General features: G+C 37.0%; 19 protein-coding genes. 11 read left to right on the forward strand and 8 right to left on the reverse strand.

The annotated features are described in order from the left end of the window. Positions 1–222 precede the first annotated feature (222 nt). The 3 genes from ACUVXA_RS05035 to ACUVXA_RS05045 all read left to right on the forward strand — a co-directional run bounded on the left by ACUVXA_RS05035 (position 223) and on the right by ACUVXA_RS05045 (position 2,824). The gene (locus ACUVXA_RS05035) at positions 223–708 is read left to right on the forward strand and encodes an Lrp/AsnC family transcriptional regulator (RefSeq protein ID WP_445870150.1); all 486 of its coding nucleotides are present in this window, start codon (positions 223–225) and stop codon (positions 706–708) included. A gap of 13 nt (positions 709–721) precedes the next feature. Then, complete coding sequence (locus ACUVXA_RS05040) at positions 722–1,447, forward strand: ATPase domain-containing protein (RefSeq protein WP_445870151.1); 726 nt, start codon at positions 722–724, stop codon at positions 1,445–1,447. Between the two features lie 264 nt (positions 1,448–1,711). Further along, positions 1,712–2,824, forward strand: a complete 1,113-nt coding sequence (locus ACUVXA_RS05045) for an acetate/propionate family kinase (protein ID WP_445870152.1) — start codon at positions 1,712–1,714, stop codon at positions 2,822–2,824. Here the strand turns inward: ACUVXA_RS05045 and ACUVXA_RS05050 are convergent. Both ACUVXA_RS05050 and ACUVXA_RS05055 read right to left on the reverse strand, forming a co-directional pair. Continuing rightward, positions 2,816–3,532, reverse strand: coding sequence for a PHP domain-containing protein (locus ACUVXA_RS05050; protein ID WP_445870153.1), 717 nt, complete (start codon positions 3,530–3,532; stop codon positions 2,816–2,818). The two genes, ACUVXA_RS05045 and ACUVXA_RS05050, sit on opposite strands and share 9 nt — an antisense overlap. Before the next feature lie 141 nt (positions 3,533–3,673). After that, positions 3,674–4,228, reverse strand: a complete 555-nt coding sequence (locus ACUVXA_RS05055; RefSeq protein WP_445870154.1) for a class I SAM-dependent methyltransferase — start codon at positions 4,226–4,228, stop codon at positions 3,674–3,676. Positions 4,229–4,282: 54 nt separating this feature from the next. On the opposite strand from ACUVXA_RS05055, the gene nucS reads away from it, so the two are divergent. From nucS to ACUVXA_RS05070, 3 genes are all read left to right on the forward strand, one after another. Then, on the forward strand, positions 4,283–5,062 hold the full coding sequence (gene nucS, locus ACUVXA_RS05060) for an endonuclease NucS (protein WP_445870155.1): 780 nt from the start codon (positions 4,283–4,285) through the stop codon (positions 5,060–5,062). A 265-nt stretch (positions 5,063–5,327) separates the two neighbouring features. After that, positions 5,328–7,073: a DUF2240 family protein gene (locus ACUVXA_RS05065; RefSeq protein ID WP_445870156.1), complete on the forward strand. Its 1,746-nt coding sequence runs from the start codon at positions 5,328–5,330 to the stop codon at positions 7,071–7,073. A gap of 210 nt (positions 7,074–7,283) precedes the next feature. After that, positions 7,284–7,886, forward strand: a complete 603-nt coding sequence (locus tag ACUVXA_RS05070; RefSeq protein WP_445870157.1) for a ZPR1 zinc finger domain-containing protein — start codon at positions 7,284–7,286, stop codon at positions 7,884–7,886. A 50-nt stretch (positions 7,887–7,936) separates the two neighbouring features. Here ACUVXA_RS05070 and ACUVXA_RS05075 read toward each other — a convergent pair whose 3' ends face one another. Beyond that, positions 7,937–8,140: a preprotein translocase subunit Sec61beta gene (locus ACUVXA_RS05075; protein ID WP_445870168.1), complete on the reverse strand. Its 204-nt coding sequence runs from the start codon at positions 8,138–8,140 to the stop codon at positions 7,937–7,939. Between the two features lie 246 nt (positions 8,141–8,386). Beyond that, positions 8,387–8,680 carry a MazG nucleotide pyrophosphohydrolase domain-containing protein gene (locus ACUVXA_RS05080; RefSeq protein ID WP_445870158.1) on the reverse strand — a complete coding sequence of 98 codons (294 nt, stop codon included), beginning with the start codon at positions 8,678–8,680 and terminating at the stop codon, positions 8,387–8,389. Positions 8,681–9,170: 490 nt separating this feature from the next. On the opposite strand from ACUVXA_RS05080, the gene ACUVXA_RS05085 reads away from it, so the two are divergent. Beyond that, complete coding sequence (locus tag ACUVXA_RS05085) at positions 9,171–10,013, forward strand: CBS domain-containing protein (RefSeq protein WP_445870159.1); 843 nt, start codon at positions 9,171–9,173, stop codon at positions 10,011–10,013. 120 nt (positions 10,014–10,133) lie between these two features. On the opposite strand, the gene ACUVXA_RS05090 is transcribed toward ACUVXA_RS05085, so the two are convergent. Then, on the reverse strand, positions 10,134–10,298 hold the full coding sequence (locus ACUVXA_RS05090; RefSeq protein ID WP_445870160.1) for a 50S ribosomal protein L40e: 165 nt from the start codon (positions 10,296–10,298) through the stop codon (positions 10,134–10,136). Between the two features lie 287 nt (positions 10,299–10,585). Here ACUVXA_RS05090 and sucC point away from each other — a divergent pair, with 287 nt between their 5' ends. After that, entirely contained in the window at positions 10,586–11,740 is a 1,155-nt protein-coding gene (sucC, locus tag ACUVXA_RS05095) for an ADP-forming succinate--CoA ligase subunit beta (protein WP_445870161.1), read from the forward strand. Further along, positions 11,733–12,596: a succinate--CoA ligase subunit alpha gene (sucD, locus tag ACUVXA_RS05100; protein ID WP_445870162.1), complete on the forward strand. Its 864-nt coding sequence runs from the start codon at positions 11,733–11,735 to the stop codon at positions 12,594–12,596. Before sucC ends, sucD begins: the two co-directional genes overlap by 8 nt. A gap of 33 nt (positions 12,597–12,629) precedes the next feature. Here sucD and ACUVXA_RS05105 read toward each other — a convergent pair whose 3' ends face one another. Continuing rightward, positions 12,630–13,103, reverse strand: a complete 474-nt coding sequence (locus ACUVXA_RS05105) for an AsnC family transcriptional regulator (RefSeq protein WP_445870163.1) — start codon at positions 13,101–13,103, stop codon at positions 12,630–12,632. A 220-nt stretch (positions 13,104–13,323) separates the two neighbouring features. Between ACUVXA_RS05105 and ACUVXA_RS05110 the strand changes: the two genes are divergently transcribed. Beyond that, on the forward strand, positions 13,324–13,953 hold the full coding sequence (locus ACUVXA_RS05110; protein WP_445870164.1) for an alpha/beta hydrolase: 630 nt from the start codon (positions 13,324–13,326) through the stop codon (positions 13,951–13,953). A gap of 115 nt (positions 13,954–14,068) precedes the next feature. Here the strand turns inward: ACUVXA_RS05110 and ACUVXA_RS05115 are convergent, their stop codons facing one another. After that, positions 14,069–14,488 (reverse strand): hypothetical protein, encoded by a 420-nt coding sequence (locus tag ACUVXA_RS05115; protein WP_445870165.1) that lies wholly within the window; start codon positions 14,486–14,488, stop codon positions 14,069–14,071. A gap of 215 nt (positions 14,489–14,703) precedes the next feature. Further along, positions 14,704–15,522 carry a polysaccharide deacetylase family protein gene (locus tag ACUVXA_RS05120; protein WP_445870166.1) on the reverse strand — a complete coding sequence of 273 codons (819 nt, stop codon included), beginning with the start codon at positions 15,520–15,522 and terminating at the stop codon, positions 14,704–14,706. Between the two features lie 137 nt (positions 15,523–15,659). On the opposite strand from ACUVXA_RS05120, the gene folD reads away from it, so the two are divergent. Further along, entirely contained in the window at positions 15,660–16,514 is an 855-nt protein-coding gene (folD, locus tag ACUVXA_RS05125; protein ID WP_445870167.1) for a bifunctional methylenetetrahydrofolate dehydrogenase/methenyltetrahydrofolate cyclohydrolase FolD, read from the forward strand. The last annotated feature ends 91 nt before the right edge of the window (positions 16,515–16,605 follow it).

Genomic DNA, 16,605 nt, shown 5'->3' on the forward strand with positions numbered 1-16,605 from the left:
CTTTTAAATAATTAAGATATATTTTTCTAAACTAGTAAAAAATTACTATTATTCTAAAAATGGTTAATGATTGCTTAATGAATTTGTTAAAAAATTGCGAAAATCACAGAAAAACTTTTATTCCGCTAAGACGTTACAATAAATCAAGAAATTTTAAAAAATATTTAAAAAATCGAAAAGAAATGGTATGTTAAAAGTGAAAACTGGAATGGGAATATGTAAATGCTTATCGAAATAGACGATTTGGACAGAAAAATTCTAGCCCTACTCCAAGAAAATTCAAGAGTGCCATTCACTCAAATAGCCAAGGAACTGGACGTACCAGATACGACGATACACTTTAGAGTTAAAAAACTCTTAGAAAATCAGGTGATACGCCAATTCACCATCGTAGTTTCAGCAGAAAAATTAGGTTATGGGGCACGTGCTCTAGTGAGAATTAACATTGGAGGGCATATAATCCCCGATATAAGTCTGCAGAGAACAAAAGAAATCGCGGATAAGCTCAAAAAAACAAACCAAGTAAGATTCCTAGCAACAGGCGACCACGGAAATTCTCTATATGCAGTAATATTCGCACGCTCAAAACAAGATTTAGAAAAAATACTATCAGATCTACAGTCTAATCCGGATATTCAGGACCTTAACGTATGGGAACTGCAAAATCTGTTAAAAGGTGAAGAGATCATTAGTCCAATACCGCCATAATAAGGTGAACACAATGATAGAAAGGATAAAATCAGGAATACCGGGATTGGATGGAATCCTACATGGAGGCTTTGTAAAAGGAACAAACATTCTCGTATCCGGAGGAGCGGGAACAGGAAAAACAATTTGCTGCATGCAGTTCCTCCATGCAGGAGCAGCCAAATACGACCAACCAGGAATCTTTATAACTCTGGAAGAAAAACCTAGAGAAATAAGAAGAGAAGCCAAACAATTTGGATGGGATTTTGAAAAACTAGAGCAAGAAAACAAACTCATAATCGTTGACGCCGCATCAAGCAAAGCCGGATTACCAACTACAGAACCATATACTCTAAGAAGAGGTTTTGACATCAGCACACTAGCTCAAGAAATCTACAAAGCAACAAAGCAAATAGACGCCCAAAGAATAGCCATAGACTCACTCAGTGGTCTTGGAATAAGATTTGAATCCCAAACCGCGATCAGAAACGCCATATTCAAACTCGCATCACTCCTAGGAGAACTGCAAACAACAAGCCTAATGACCAGTGAAATAACCGGAAAAAACGGTTACTCAAGATACCACGTAGAGGAATTCATAGCACAGGGTATCATAGTGCTATATCTAAATGAAGAGAACGGTGAACTGCGACGCAGTCTAGTGGTCCGCAAGCTACGTTTTTCGAGTCATAGTCTAAAAGTATATCCCATTGAGATAGGGAATCGTGGTATTGTCATTATGCCTGGTGGTGAACTCTAAGTTATAACCGGGTTTTTTATCTGAGGGCTTTTCATAGATTCGTTTAATTATTTGGGTAGGGGGCTAAGTAAATAATTTATTAAATATTCTAGTTGATTTTGTTATTTTTCAAAACGCATTACCATTAAATTAAATCTTAACAGGCTTGAAAAATTCATTTTTATAAATCATAATTTTTATGTATTTTTTAATTCATCTAATCTCTTGATTGTAATAAAATCATTAATTTCAATATGTGGACCTTTTTAATTTCGAGGCGAGTATATGATACTGGTTTTGAACGTTGGTTCTTCCACAATAAAATACAAAATTTTTGAGGGGGAGGTTGAGATTGAGAGCGGTTTGATTGATAGGATTGGTGATAAACCAGTATTTTATCATAATGGTCAAAAAGAATCTGTAAAAGTAGACAATCATGAAGAAGGAATTAGGTTCATTAAAAAATATTTTGAAACTAAAAACTTTCCTATTAAGGCTATTGGACATAGGGTGGTACACGGCTTAGATGTTACGGAAAGTAAACTGATTAACGTAAATGTGTTAGAAAAAATTGAGAGGGCCTCGCCTCTCGCTCCTTTACATAATCCTCCTGAATTAGCTGTTATAAAGGCTTGCAATTCTTTTGGGGTTCCCCAAATTGCTGTTTTTGATACCGCTTTTCATCAAAGCATGCTCCCAGTTGCTTACACCTATGCTCTTCCTAGGGAAATTATTGAAAAATATTCTATTAGACGCTATGGTTTCCATGGAATTTCACATATGTTTGTTTCCTTCAACGAGCCGGGGAGGGTAATTTCATGCCACTTGGGTAATGGTGCATCGATAGCGGCAATAAAAAATGGTAGGTGTGTCGATACTAGTATGGGTCTTACCCCTCTTGAAGGTTTAGTAATGGGTACCCGAACAGGCGATTTGGATCCTGGGATTATTTTATTTCTTTTAAATCAAGGATTTAGCCCACATGAACTTGATAAGATGTTTAATGAGAAGTCTGGGTTATTGGGTTTGTCAATGGAGAGTAATGATATAAGGGAACTTGTAGCTTCGGATAGAGCGGAGGCAAAACTAGCCATTGATGTTTTTATTTATCGCCTCGTAAAATATATTGGTGCTTACATTTCGGTTTTGGGTGGTTTAGACCAATTAATATTTACTGGGGGTATTGGCGAGAATGAGTGGAGAATTAGAAAAAGAGTGGTAGAATCACTTTCCTATCTGGGAGCCGAACTTGAAGAAAAAAGGAACTTTTCAAATCAAGAAATAATCTCTAGTGAGACGTCTAAGGTGCTTGTAAAGGTTAAAAAGACTAATGAGGAACTAATGATTGCTAGAGAAGTTTATAGGATTTTAGGAGATTCTGTTAAAAACTCATATTAACTCTTTAAGGAATATTAAACGGTTTGTTGCGTTGTATCTTTCAAGAATTTTTAGGGGGTATTCTATGTCTCCTATACGGGTTTTTATATGTGCGTCAGATCCAATGGAGAGTTTGATGTCCTCCCTTTGAATTATGGGTATGAATTTTTCATGTTTGTAATTACCCTTGCTGCTGTTTAATTCCACAAATAGTTCTGCCTCTGCCAAATCATTAATAACTTTGTGCAATTTGTCATCTTTTAAATAACGTACTTCCATGTGTGCTATCCCTACTGGGCAGGAATCTGAGAGTAATTCTTTAAACTGCTTAATTTTTGAAATGATTATTACGGGGTCTCTGGTTTCAATTGGGTAATAGCTGTAGGGGTCTGTTACGTATTCAAATAAATAATAATCAAAATCTTGACTAGTCAGGACTTTTATGGATTTCTCGGATAAGAAATCGTAAGTTCGTGCGTCAACTTCTAAAGAGGCCTTTACACTGATTTGTTTTCCAAACTCCTCTCCTAGGGATCTAATCTCTTCATAGTAGTCCGGTAGTCTCCTAGCTATTCTGGGATTTTTTTCAGGATCCGTAGAGAAGTGATCAGAAATACCCAGTACACGTATACCCTTAGAAACAGCGTACTCTACGGCTTCTCGGCAGGTCATAATGCCGTCTGACCACTTCGAGTGAATGTGAAGATCAAAATCGGGTTTTAAAACCAATTTCAGGCCTCAAAATTTTTCATTCACACTGCCTTTTACCCGCAGGGTTTACAGTATTAACTACGTTCACGAACTAGACAAAAAGATTATTAATGTTTTGTCTAAAGATTTAACATTTTGCTCTAATATTCATAGAATAAATTATTCTATGGATGGTGCATTTTTATGAGCTATTATAACTATATCTTCGCTTACTTCGTAGATTTCCTTTTCTTTTAACCCCTCTTTTTCAATTAATTCTCGGATTTTCTTCCTGTTTGCTCTTTTGCTAAGAGTGGAAAGAATCACTAATCCTCTTTTCTGAATTATTCTTGCAATTTCTTTTACCGCTTTTTGAGGTCGTTTTAGGTTTTGAAGAACAGTTACTCCAAACACCTTACTAAAAGTTTTGTCTTTAAATGGTAGACTGTTTAAATCCGCCTGAATAAGGTTAGAATTTCTAATTCTATTTTTTGCGATTCTTATCATTTCCATAGAAAAATCTATGCCTATTACCCTTTGTTTCGATGAAAATTTTTCTAGAAGCAGACCTGTACCGCAGCCAGCATCAAGAGTTAGCTCTCCTTTTTTAAGCGTTATTCTGGAAAATATTGACCTATATTTTTCTTCTTGGATTTCCCTATATCTTTGATCATAGATCCAGGCTGTCTGGTCGTAGAGAAACATCTTACTTTTTGAAGAGTTTTTAGGCTTCATAGCGAATTTCTTTTATTGTTTTACATAAATAAATAATTGTTGATGGTGTTTTTTATGAGTGAACCACAACCCGTTGAATACTTTAGCAATGTAGACCCTGTAAAAGCGGTTGAAACTATTAAAGATGCACTCAATAAAAATCGAGCGCTAATAATCATAGGCAGTTGTATTATAGAATATAAGGGGCGTGCAAGTTCAGAGCTGGGTTTAGGGGAGCGTATAGTACTTATCAAGAAAGATGGTAGTTTTCTTGTCCATAGAGCTTGGGATTCTCAACCTGTGAATTGGCAGCCTCCCGGATGTATTTTTCAAACCAAATACACTAAGAAGGGTTTGCTTCTTAAAGCCATCAGGAAGAAACCCCGGGAATCAATTGAAATATTATTCTTAAAACTCTTTAGCATTCTTGCTTTGAATCTTAATGATGATGCAGAGTTTATCATGTTTGGAAGCGAGGAAGACATGCAGAAGGCTATTTTAGCAAAACCCGAACTTATTGAAGAAGAATTTAAACCTATTTTGAAAGAAAAAGTGGTTGACCAGGGCTTTGTTGATTTGTATGGTATCGATAGTCAAGGAAGAATATTGATTATAGAATTGAAGAGGAAGAGGGCTCAGGTTCAGGATGTGGTGCAGCTTTTAAAGTATCTTGAAGACGTAAAAAGAAAGAGTGGAGGAAAATTGGTTAGAGGCATGCTAGCCGCGCCCGGCATTTCAAAAGAGGCATCAGTAATGATGAAATCTAGTGGGCTTGAATTCAAGACTCTGAGTCCTAAAACATGTGCCGAAGTTCTAAGATTAACTTCTTCAAAAAAATTAACCGAGTTTATCTAAAAAGTGATGCGTTTAGTTTATAGGTACAATTTTTATAATAAAAGTAGAAATTATTAAACTAATTTATGTACTCCATTTAGTTTGAATATGAAGAACAATAGAATAAATACCTTACAAAAAAATGGATAATGGAGTCTTGTATAAATGAATAAGATGAACATAGTAAAAGAATCTAGTGTACACCTCTTAATTATTGGAATCGTGTCTAATTTCTGTTTACTATTTTGCTTTACAAAGTTGTTTGGTATACTAAGAAGGGAAGAATTTGGAATCAAGATTTGAAGAAATATTGGATAAAATCGTTAATGAAGGTAATATTTCACGTGAAGATGCTTTAAAACGTATCAGTGCAAAAAAGAATAAGATGGGTGGATTACTTACAGATGAGGGGGCGGCTCACCTTGTAGCAAAAGAGTTGGGATTAGACGTCTTTGAGGATATTAGTTATAAGAAGCCCTCGCTTGAAATTAAGGACATTTCCTTAGATATGAGAAACGTCACAATTACTGGAAGGGTTACTCGCACATTTTCTCCCAGAGAATTTACCTCAAAAGATGGAAGAAAGGGGAAAATGGCCAGTATTATACTTGCCGATAAATCTGGAGAAATTAGAGTCGTCTTATGGGGTGACCACGCAGAAAACATAAGTAAAGGTAAGATTAAAGAGGGGCAGATTATTCGCATATTCTATGGATACGTAAAGGAGGGGCTGAGAGGTAATCCCGAGCTACAGTTAGGATACCGAGGAAGGATAGAGGTAGAGCCCAAAGATGTAAAGGCGAGCGATTACCCTAAGGCAAAATCTAGAGTAATAAAGATAAGCGAAATCGAGCCGAATATGTTGAGTGTTGACACGGTGGGCGTGGTTCAAAGGCTTTCTCCCACCTCAGAATTCACAAGACCAGATGGTAGTCCTGGAAGAGTCTGCAATATAACTCTAGTAGACGAAACCGGGGGAATAAGAACTGTTTTTTGGGATAATCAGGTTGAAATAGCTGAGAGACTTAGTGAGGGAGATACCATCAAAATAGAAGGTGGATATACCCGAGTTGGGTTAAGAGATGAGCCGGAAATTCACCTAGGTAAATTAACAAAAGTTACTATAAATCCTGATATTAAGATTGATGTTGAGGTTACCCCGCAAACCCAAGAAATATCTGTCAAGATAAAAGATTTGGAACCAGATATGAGAAGCGTTAACATAGAGGGGCGTGTGGTTAGCGTTTCTGACCTAAGAGAATTCACCAGGAAAGATGGATCAAGCGGAAGAATGATTCCCTTCACAATCGCAGATGACACTGCGGGAGTAAGGGTGGTGGCGTGGGATGACCACATAGAAAGTCTAAGTGGTCTTACTGAAGGCAGTACTGTAAAAATACAGAAAGCATACACTCGTCCTGGTTTACAAGGAGAAGTCGAAGTGCATTTAGGTCGATTTTCTAATATGGAGTTAAATCCCGCTGAAATCGAAATTCCCGATGTTAAACTCGATGTTAAACCCAAAGCAAAAGGCTTTACGAGGAAAAATATAGCGGAGTTAGAAAAAAACCAGATTGTTGAGGTCAGAGCGACTCTGATTCAACTCTACCAGAGAAAACCGGTTTATGAAGCTTGCCCAATATGTGCAAAGAAAGTTGAAAGGGTTAATGATGAATGGGCATGCAAGGATTGTGGTACAGTAGAAGAACCTGCTATCCGATATATGTTTAGCGGTGTTTTAGATGACGGTACAGGGACGATTCGAGGGAATTTTATGGCGGATGCAGCTCAAAAAATATTGGGCATGCCCCCAGAGAAAGCAAACGAGTTAATAAAGAAGGCTAGCGATCAAACGGAACCGATAAAGGTTAAAGCTCCTGAGGTAGAAGGAAAAGAAATTATAACTATTGGAAGGGTCGTATATAACGAATTTTCACAATTATTAGAATTAAACATAACCGATATCAAAGAAGCAAATCCCCAAGAAGAAACAAAAATGTTATTGTCAAAAGTAAAGAAGAAAAGAGGATAATTCTTAATTTAAAAACTCTACCCCGATTCATAATAATTTATAACCTTTTGGGGAGATTATATGGGTTGTTTCATAAAAGTCTGATAAGAAGGATGAAGGAGAAAAGCATAAGTCTAATACCTCTTATTGTTTTTTGACGATTAGTTATCCCCCGTATTAAAAAAGTTTTAGAGTTGGGATTATTGACACAAGACCGATTTGGTGATACCCGTGGAAGAAAAATCAGAATGCCCGGTATGTGGAAAAAATACTTTAGAGAGTTCCTTAACAAGTTTGAACATTCCTTATTTCAGCGAAATATTTCTGGTAAGATTTTACTGCCCCTCATGTGGGTATAGTATCAACGATTTCTTAAATACTCGGTATGGTAAACCAATTAGATGCACTTACGAAATTAAAAACGAGAAAGATCTAACTGCACGCGTAATCAGAGCCTCTACAGGAACAATCAGAATTCCCGAATTAGGTACCCTAATTGAGCCGGGACCAGCCGCTCAATCATTTATTACCAATGTGGAGGGCGTTATAATCAAAATATTGGACATCGCGGAAATCGCCAGCAAATGGGTGGAATTGGAAGATGAAAAGAAGAACTGCGAAATGGCCATAGAAAAAATAAAAAAGGCACAATCCGCAGAAATACCCTTCACACTAATAATAGAAGACCCATTCGGGAACAGTATGATAATAACAAAAGACCAAAACCAAGTAAAAATAGAGGAGCTAACCGAAAAAGAACTAGAAAACCTCAGAACCGGAGGCCTAATGGTCTTCACACCCTGCGACCCGAACAAAAATATAGAAAACGAATAAAAGTTGAAATAATTTCCTCAAATCCCCTAGTCTACTCGATTACTATTTTTTTAGAATTGCGGAAGACCTGGAATATTTGGATTCGGGGAAGCAAAATACAAGGAAAGTATGATAACAACAATAACCGCAACACACATAATAACAACTATACTAGGTCCAATCTTTGGCCCTACGGTTTCCTCATCAAAGAATCGTATAAGACCTGCACCTGCCACGGGCATAGGAGCTTGATCCCTTGCTCTTCTTTTTTTCACTTTCGACAATTGTTTTCCTCCTAAACCCTTCTTTAAGAATCACATATATAAAAATGTTTTCTGGAGTTAAAGTTGTACGGGTTTTTCACAATTTTCATTTTTATTGCTATGAAAAACTCCAGGTTTTCATGCTTTGTCTAAAATGCCGATGCGTATTATCTTTTATTATAGAAAAATTAATTATTTTCAAAATAAGGGAGCTTTTCACGCTTTTAGATTAATTTAGATATTGGAACTTTAAACTTTTTAGAGTCTAAAATTACATTTGCAAGGGTTATTCTTACACCTAGGGCACTTTCCAGGGTATTTCTTTTTAACCACTTCTTCCAAATCGATGTTTAGCACGTTGGCAAGGCTTGCAAGCCAGGCGAAAACATCAGCAACTTCTTCTTTTATTTTTTCCTCATTTCCATCTCTGAGAACACGTGCGAGTTCTCCGATTTCACTTACGAGCCAAATAAAGTTGCCTAGCCTTCCTCTCTTTTTATCATTTTCAAAATAAAGATCATGCATCAATTGTTGAAACTCTCTAATTTCCATCAAACCACCTCGTATCTCCGAGAATGCTTTTTAATTAAGTGAAGTTCTGTTGAAAGTTTCCCGCTTTGATTGAGCATTATGTTGATGAACTCAAGCTATTACACTTGAATGATGGTAATTAAATGCTATAATATTTTTCATGTTACTTTATATTTCAATAATTAATAAGAATTAGCTGTCACCTTTCTTAGCATTAAGCCTAATATTAAATTTAAACTATTCAAATCTCTTTTTTAGGGACTATAAATTATTTATAATAGCATTCATATATATTTTAGTAGAGCATTATAATGGCGGTAAGGGAGTTATAAAAATAGCCTTTAAAGCTCAATTTTGGGAATAGTTGAATATATTTAAATGAAGGTGAGATAATTAATATTTTAAGATTAATCCTAGTTTTGGAAAGGTTATATATAATAGAGGAGAATAATAATAAAGTAGAATAGGATTTGGGTGTGGCTTTGAATTTAGCACGGAGGTAGTGTAGGTTTTGAAAGTTCAAGACATCATGGAAGAAAAAATACCATACGTGACTGTTCCTGGAACAAGAGATGATGCGCTCCATGTTATGAGGGAGAGTGGAAAATCATTCCTACCGGTGGTCAAGAAAGGCAGTAAGGAAGTTGTGGGCACTATTTCTGAGAGAAATTTTATGGAAAAACCGGAAGAAAGCCAAATTGCGTTATTAATGCGTAGAGATCCCATAACGGTTTCTAAGGAGACACCAATAAAAGAACTTGTTAAAATATTGTTAGAAAATAATCTGCGACATGTTCCCGTAACTAAGGATGGTAAAGAACTGGTGGGACTAGTTTCAGTATCCGATGTGGTTAGAAAAGCAATCGCAATGGAAAAAGAATCGGGGCCAATAAAAGACTATGTCAAAAAAGAGCTCATTACAGTTTGGGAAGCCACCCCTGTTCCTGTAGCTTTTAAAATTATGAACCTTTCTAGAGTAAATTTATTACCCGTACTGGATGACAATTCAAATCTGTCTGGTATAATTGACTACTCTGATTTTGTGCATTTGAGTGAGGTTGTTTCTGAGGAAAAAGTGTCCAGTATATCCGCTTCTAGTGAGGGTACTGATTGGAGTTGGGATTCTGGCGACGTCTTTCATATCACCACCAAAATACTGCGTTTGCCTAATAAGCCTATTAAAGAAGTGATGACCAAAAATGTAGAGACGGTATCAGAACTTACAAGCTTTGATGACTGTGCAAAAAAGATGAGAAAGTTTGATTTAAGCCAATTACCTGTTACCGACGCAAAAGGAAATCTCAGTGGTTTAATACGTGATGTCGACTTAATCAGAGGATTCTTCAAAATCTAAAAATGGATGGCATAGAAATTACGACATTTATAATACGCAACAACCATTTTTCTCCAAAAAATGGACTTACTAAAATAATCTATAAGAATAGTGAAATTATTATAAAATCTAAAAACTGGTCTACTTCTTTGTTGTTTGCCGTTTCTTGAGTCGAAGTCTTTTACTTTTACATCTGCGGCACTTGGTCGCTGATATAGGGTTTCGCGCATAGCACTTTCTACATATTTTAACATATAGTAAATGCTCTGCTGCAATCCTTCTTTTATCTGGGTCTCCTATGGGCAAGGTATTCACCTGACCTGAATGATTAGCACTGTCCTTTTGAAGACGGAAAACGCTTTTAAGCTTTTTCTCTAAAAATTAAAACAGTCCTCCTATTTATATTCAATCCTTAAAAAAGTTGGTAAGATTTTCTGTCTTATTGTTATAGTTCAAAAAATAATATGCTGTGTTACCATTTCATAAACTCAAGTTAGAATCAAATAACCTTATTTAAAAGTTAAATGATTTAAACCGTAAAATTTTATATATGTTTTTAATGTTTAAAAAACAGTTTTGGCGGATGATAACCATTGCGACTTATTGAGTATGAATGTAAAAAAATAATACAGGAGTATGGTATCCCTACGCCTAGGGGTTCAGTTACAGATTCACCTAAAGAAGCGGTTAAAATAGCGGAGAGTTTAGGGGGGCCGGTTGTGGTTAAAGCACAAATTTCCATTGGGGGCAGAAAAAAATTGGGGGGAATAAAGTTTGCCGAAAAACCTCAAGAAGCCGGTAATAGGGCAGCTGAGCTCCTTAGCACACGGTTAGAAAACCTTAAAGTTGAAAAGATTCTAATAGAGGAGAAGATCGATTTTGAAGACGAGTTGTATATTGGAATAACGGTAGACCGTTCTGCTAAGAAGCCAGTCGCCATAGCTAGTAAATATGGCGGAGTAGATATTGAGAAGGTAGCAACTAAAAATCCGGAAAGAATACACAAAAAACACATTGATCCCATAGTTGGAATGAGAGATTGGGAGTCCAAAAACCTGATTGAAAAGATAGGACTTGAAGGAAGCGAACTTGTAGAGGTTTCATTATATCTAAAAAAATTGTGGGAAATTATGGTTAATTATGATGGAGAACTTGTTGAGTTGAACCCCCTGGTTAAAACGAAAAGTGGCGAATTTATAGCCGTTGACGCGAAGCTTATCATAGATGATAACGCCCTCTTTAGACACCCTGAATTTAAAACAGGCCGAATAGCCTTGGGCTCTGAATCAGAGTCCATAGCACTCCAAGAAGGACTAAGTTATGTGGAGTTGGAGGGAGATATTGGGATAGTGGGAAACGGTGCGGGTCTTACCATGGCTACTATGGATATTGTTAGTCTCTATGGTGGAAAACCTGCAGATTTCCTTGATCTGGGCGGAGGCGCCACAAGAAATAATGTCTCAGCAGCATTAAGAATATTGCTCAAAAACCAAAAGGTGAAAACGATTTTCATAAACGTCTTAGGCGGTATAACACGCTGCGATGAGGTGGCAATGGGGATAATTAATACTCTCAATGAGTTTTCATCGAGGAAACCTCTTGTAGTTAGAATGGTAGGAACAAACGAAGAAGAAGGAAGGGAACTCCTGAAAAGCATTGGAATAAAATCATACAATAGTATGGAGGAGGCAGCTCAAAAGGCTGTGGAAATATCGAGGGGGAAGTTAAATACCGATACTAGTGGATAAGAATACTAGAGTAATCGTGCAGGGTATAACTGGATACCAGGGTAGTTTTCACACTAAACTCATGTTAGAGTATGGAACAAAAATTGTTGCGGGTGTAACTCCTGGTAAGAGCGGGGAAGAAATTCACGGCGTACCTGTTTATGGTTCGGTTGAGGATGCTTTGTCCCATCATGATGCAAACGCATCGATAGTATTTGTTCCAGCAAGATTCTGTAAGGAAGCGATTCTGGAGGCTATAGAGCATTCATTAAGCCCAATAGTGGTAATTTCTGAGGGTATTCCGGTACATGACTCCATGATACTATTAGAAGAAGCAAAAAGGAAAAATGTCACCATAATAGGGCCAAACACTCCTGGTATCATTACTCCCAACCAATGCAAAATGGGAATTATGCCAAGGCATTTATTTATTAAAGGAAATGTGGGTCTAGTTAGTCGATCTGGTACTCTTACCTATGAGATAGCGTCAAAGTTAACCAACGCAAAGCAAGGTCAATCAACATGCTTGGGAATAGGTGGGGATAAGATTACTGGGCTATCCTATATTGAAGTTCTTGAAATATTTAGGGAAGATTCACAAACTAGTGTCATAGTACTTGTTAGTGAAATAGGCGGCACCATGGAAGAGGAAACTGCGGAGTTCATTGCAAAAACAAAGTATGAAAAACCAATAATCGCCTTTATTGCAGGAAAAACCGCGCCTCCTGGAAAAACAATGGGACATGCAGGCGCAATAATATCAAGTGGAGGAGGATCTGCGACGGGTAAGATAAAAGCTTTTAAAAAGGCTGGCATTTACATAGCCGAGACCCCGTCTGACGTAACGAGAATAATAAATGAACAGGGATTACAATAAAAGAATTAGACGCTAATAAACTCTTTTTTGGAATTAGGTTATTGTTTCAAGGACAATATGGGCACTTGTTTCTTCAATACCCTCAATTTCCGAAACCATTTTTAAGAATTTATCAAGTTTAGACTGAGTAACTTCAGCAATAATGTCAACAGTACCTGTTACTCGAAAGAGTCTAATAGCACCAGCTTTTTTTATTTGCTCATATGCTTTAACTCTTTTTTGTGGAAAAACCTTCATGAACACAAAAGCATCAATGTCTGATTCTCCAAGAGTGCTTAGGGCCTTACTTGTGAGATCGATGAATCCTCTCCCAGTTCTAATGTAATCATTATCTCGAAGTTTTCTGAGGTGGTTGCTAAGGCCCTGTCTTGTTATTCCCATATCTTTAGCTAGTGAGGTTTGATTCTTATAAATGGAGCAAACCCGCATATTTTTACCGTTTTCATGCATCTTTTTCAGAATTTGAATTTGCCTCTCGGTGAGGTTAAAGGCTTTCTCTCTATCCATTTGAGGTTCCACCCTTGTTATACTATTTTAAAATCTTTACTAATGTAAATAAAAGTCTTTTCACATAATAACATTTAAAAAATTTTCTCATAATTACTCATAACTTTTACCTGAAATATTTTATAAAAGAGAAAATTTTTATAACCCCCCTAAGCTATAACTGAATTCATTAATATTTCTCGTTATAAACGCTTTGTAGAACAGGTAGGAGATTACTGTAATGCCTGCGGTAGATTTTAAGAGCGGAGAACTAGTCCTAGAAGGCTATCTCGAACTTCCTGAAGGATATGGGCCTTTTCCGGCATCTATTGTTTGTCACCCACATTCACTTTATGGAGGCGAAATGTACAATAACGTAGTTATGGGTGTCTGTATACATCTGGTTAAAAATCAAATTGCTGCTTTAAGATTTAACTTCCGTGGTGTAGGAAATAGCGAAGGGAAATTTGGCGAAGGGATAAAAGAGCAGGATGATACAAAAGCAGCGCTGGAGTTTCTTCTTCAAAGAGATGAAATAGACCATAAAAGAATAGCGCTAACCGGTTACTCCTTTGGCGCCTTTGTGGGACTGGCAGCTCTAAACAATAACGAAAACATCAAGGCACTAGTAGGAATCTCTCCCCCTTTAACATTCTTCGAATTCAACTATTTAAAAAATTGTACAAAACCAAAATTACTAATTATTGGGGATATGGATCAATTTACACCCGAAAATGAATTCGAAGACTTCTACAAAGACCTTTCTGCGCCCAAAGAAAAAAGAATCCTACAGGGAGCAGACCACTTTTATTGGAATTATGAAAATGAACTAGGAAAAATAGTAGCTGAGTTCTTACAAAAAACACTATAGAAAGTAGTCAAGTTAAAATCACAGATAGGGCGTCATCTAGTTATATAATAAAAAAAATAGGATCAAAAAGTCCTTATTGCCTCCTTTGGTCCGTTGAAATTCTTTTACTTTCTGTTTATTTTTTCTTCGTCTTTGTTTTTTCTTCTTCTTCTTCTTCCTCTTCCTCGGCTTTCTCAAGCTCTTCTAGAGGTACGGGTGGTGGAGTAGTCATCATTGTGTATCCAATCCAGGCTGCGATAACTAGAATTAATGTGACCGCTAGCCAGATGGGTATCGCTACAGATAGAAATCTTGGTGGGACTGGTATCCAAGTTAATAGTCCCGCTGACCAATATTGCATAAGCATTAGAGCGTGGGTGCCGATTGCTGCGGAAGGGTTACCTGAAAGTGCTAGCAGCAATTGCATTGCTGTTGCTCCATTGTCTACCTGTGTTCCAATCCAGACTCCGAAGTATAGGGTCCACCATGTGTACCAGAGGATGATAATTACGGCAATAAGGAATATTAATGCACCATATACCTTGTCTCTAGACATTTTCTTTTCTCTCCAAATGTTGACTTCTAAGCATGTTTTTTCTAGTTATTAGCTTTTCGCATTATTTAATGTTGCCCGAACTTTACTAACATTAATATTTTCATATTAACCCGACAAGACATTAATAAAAATTTCTCTAAAAGCAATAAATTATAGCGAGTAGGTTTTTAAATAGCATGGATAGTATTTAGTTCCAAATTTTACAAACTAAAAAATTAAATTTCTATTTCATTTAAGTACTCGCTTATTGTATACATTTTGTTATAGTCCTCAATTAATAGGGTAAATATTTTTTTAAGTTCATTCATGTTTTCTTCGATTTCTTTTTTCTTGAGAACTCTTTTTTCTCTTATGAGATAAGCCAGATGCCACGGGTGAAAAGAGATTTGAAGTAATCCTCCTTTGTCTTTCTCCCTGTAGGTCCTTATGATTTTCTCATATTCGTCTAGGTTTCTTTGTTTCTCGAAGAGCGCCCAAGTGTAGAGCGTCATTTTTCCAGATTTTTTTGGATAAACTGGGACAGGAACTTCTACTATATTATTTTGTTCATTTGTTATGCGGTACGGAAACGGGGGTTCAATTGTTTCCACAATCACTGATGAGTCGTATAGGTATCCGAGTTCGGTTAGTGCCTTAATGGTGTCGGAGTTTATTTTCAGGTAGGGTGCTCTGAATCCTTTGGGCTCCACATTTAATATGTTCTTAATTGTTTGTGTAGCTTCTTTCAAGATTTTCATCTGTTGATTGTAATCGATTTTCACACCATTTATTTGGCCTGTTAAATCCTCGTGATCCATTCCGTGGCAACATATCTCATTATTTAATAACGGTTTTACGAGTTTGCTTTGCTGCTCTTTGAGGTACATCAGAGTTCTGGCTTCGATGAAGAATGTGGCTTTTATATCAAAATCTTTTAAAAGTTCTAATGTTTTTCTCAGTCCTTTCACCGTGGAGTCGAAGACGGCATCGCTTTTCCGATTAAGGTCAGATATTAGAATATCACTAACAGCATGTTTAGTTCCTTTAACAGGCATAGGACAGTCCCGATCCAAGTCAATGGTAATAGCAATGTTAATCTCAGTTTCCTCCTTGTATTAGAATAAGGAAAACAACATAAACGTCAACTTTAAAAACTATTCGGCAAAACTCACCGTGGAGGTCTAATTGGTAAATGGTAGCGACGATAATCGATGGTAAGAAAATCGCGGACAGTATAGAAGAAGAGATTATTGAGGAAACCAAGGAACTCATTGAAAAACATGGTGTGACACCAGGTTTAGCTGTAATTCTCGTGGGGAGCGATCCTGGGTCTCAAATCTATGTAAACATTAAGAGGAAGGCTTGTAGCCGTGTGACTTTTCATTTTGAGGATTACCTACTTCCAGACACGGTCGAAGAGAAGGACTTAATAAATCTTATCAAGAGACTGAACGAGGATGATAAAATACATGGAATTTTGGTTCAGCTTCCACTTCCAAAGCACCTGGATGAAAACAATGTAATCTCAGCCATTTCTCCCGAAAAGGATGTAGACGGATTACACCCCGTTAGTGCTGGCAAATTACTTCTAAAGCAGGAGGGATTTGTTGCGAATACTCCGGCAGGTATTCTAGAGATGCTTAGGAGAAGTAACATAGATGTGAAGGGTAAAGACGTTGTAATCGTGAATAGGAGTAAAATCGTGGGTAGACCACTTATGGTTTTGCTGATTAACAATGACGCAACGGTTACTGTTTGCCACACAAAAACAAGAGATCTAAAAGCTCACATGAGAAGCGCCGATATTCTGGTAGTTGCAGTGGGTAAACCGAATTTCGTTACCGAGGATATGGTGAAAGAGGGAGCAATCGTCATTGACGTAGGAATAAATAGAGTGGAAGGTAAACTGTGCGGGGATGTAGATTTTGAAAAAGTAAAAGAAAAGGCTTCCTATATTACCCCGGTGCCGGGCGGAGTTGGGCCTTTAACAGTGGTTATGCTAATGAAAAATGTTCTCCATGCCGCGAGACGAAGTTTAAAAAAATAATCAATGTCTCCTTTTCTAAATATCACCTTAGAATGAATGTAGAAGTTAGGGACATTTGTCACCCCTTGCTGTTAATTGGTAGGATGTCCTG

Source organism: Candidatus Jordarchaeum sp. (genome assembly GCF_052745115.1).